Annotated in this window: 2 protein-coding genes and 1 pseudogene; all 3 read left to right on the top strand. The window is 68.9% G+C overall.

Translation table 11 applies throughout. From position 1 onward, the window contains the following. Positions 1-328 (top strand): annotated as a pseudogene (locus ACFY1T_RS35565) (IS1380 family transposase); the annotation flags it as partial. Positions 329-394: 66 nt separating this feature from the next. Next, a complete protein-coding gene (locus ACFY1T_RS35570) occupies positions 395-703 on the top strand; it encodes a transposase (protein WP_390791872.1) in 309 nt (102 codons plus the stop codon). Next, the gene (locus ACFY1T_RS35575) at positions 700-1,620 is read left to right on the top strand and encodes an IS3 family transposase (RefSeq protein WP_390791873.1); all 921 of its coding nucleotides are present in this window, start codon (positions 700-702) and stop codon (positions 1,618-1,620) included. The genes ACFY1T_RS35570 and ACFY1T_RS35575 overlap by 4 nt, the downstream gene beginning before the upstream one ends. The last annotated feature ends 155 nt before the right edge of the window (positions 1,621-1,775 follow it).

A 1,775-nucleotide genomic window follows, 5' to 3' on the forward strand; every position in this document is an offset into this window, starting at 1 on the left:
GGTCGCCGACCACCTCGCCGTCCTCGCGGACGCCCTCGCGCAGATCCCCGACAGCTCCCGCGCGAAGATCCTGGTCCGCATCGACGGCGCGGGCGCCACCCACGAACTGCTGGAACACCTTCAGAAACTGAACACCGCCCGGCGCACGGTGCGCTACCTGACCGGCTGGACCATCACCGCCGACGACGAGCAGGCCATCGCGAAGCTACCCGAGCAGGCGTGGGACGCACTGCTCGAACAGGACGGCACACCCCACGAAAGCTACAAGGTGGCGGAGCTGACCGGGCTGAACCAGCGGCCGGGCTGGCCCGAGGGGATGCGGCTGTGAGGTTCCCCCGAAGTGCGGCGGAGGGTGACAGCGGGTCAGATGGTTCTCACGAGAGGAGATCTGATCATGGCTGCCCCGAGGAAGTACCCGCTGGAGTTGCGTGAGCGTGCGGTGCGGATGTATCGGACCGCCGAGCCGAAGCCGCAGATCAAGCGGATGGCCGTGGATCTTGGCGTGCATCCGGAGGCGCTGCGGACCTGGATTCGGCAGGCCGAGGCGGACGCCGGCGAGCGCGATGACCGGCTGACTACCGCCGAGCGTGAGGAGTTGGCCGCGCTCCGGAAGGAGAATGCCCAGCTCAGGCGGGCGAATGACGTGCTGCGGACGGCGTCGGCTTTTTTCGCGGCGCAGCTCGACCCGACCCGACCCAGGTGACGGCGCTCGTCGACGAGCATCCCCGCCTGGGGGTCGAGTGCGTACTTCGGGAACTGCACATCCCTTCCTCCACGTACTACCGGTGGCGCCAGGCGGAGCGGAGGCCGTGCGAGCGCCGGCAGCGCGACGCGGAGCTGACCGAGCACATCCGGAAGATTCATGCCGACTCCGGCGGGATCTACGGCTCGCCCCGCGTCCATGCCCAGCTCAAACGGGAGGGCGTGCACGTGGGCCGCAAGCGGGTGGAGCGCCTGATGCGCCAGGCCGACCTGCAGGGCATCAGCCCGCGCCGCACCAGGGGCTTCACTCGCCGGGACCCGGACGCCGACCTTGCCGACGACCTGGTGCAGCGCGACTTCACCGCGCCCGCGCCGAACCGGCTGTGGGTCACCGACCTGACGATGATCCCCACGCACGAGGGGCCGCTGTGGCTGTCGGCGATCCGCGATGCCTTCTCCCGCCGCGTGGTCGCCTGGGAGACCTCCGCGAAGGCGGACGCCGACCTGGTCCTCACCGTGCTGGAGTATGCCCTCGCCTCCCGCGAGGTCGCGCCCGGCACGCTCGTCCATCATGCCGACCACGGCTGCCAGTACACATCCGTGAAGCTGACAACACGCCTGGTCAGGGCAGGCATTGAGGCGTCCATGGGGTCGGTCGGCGACAGCTACGACAACGCCCTCGCCGAGAACCTGTGGTCAACGATCAAGACCGAGTGCATCCGCGGCCGCGTCTTTGCCACCCGGGCCGAGGCGAACCTGGCGCTGTTCGAGTACCTCGACGGCTTCTACAACCCCCGGCGCATCCAGAAACGGCTTGGCTACCTCAACCCGATCGAGTTCGAGGAGAAGCACTACGCCGAGCAGGTAGCGGCCGAACGAACGAACCTGAACACCCATCAACCCCAGCTGACCAGCTGATCAACACCTCCCGGGCAACGGGGGAACCTCAATGGCAAGCAGCCGATCGGCCGGTTTCGCGCACCGCGGGACCGGAGGTGTGTCGGGGTCGTGCACACCCGCTCGGCGGGCGCACACTGGACGACAGGCCGGCCGTCTTCTGGCCGTCGGTCCGG

It is taken from the genome of Streptomyces sp. NPDC001194 (assembly GCF_042896985.1).
In the GTDB taxonomy this organism is placed as follows: Bacteria; Actinomycetota; Actinomycetes; order Streptomycetales; family Streptomycetaceae; genus Streptomyces.

What these genes read in the sequence shown, in the direction of transcription:
- ACFY1T_RS35570 (WP_390791872.1), top strand. Translation starts at nt 395, where the DNA reads ATGGCTGCCCCGAGGAAGTACCCGCTGGAGTTGCGTGAGCGTGCGGTG.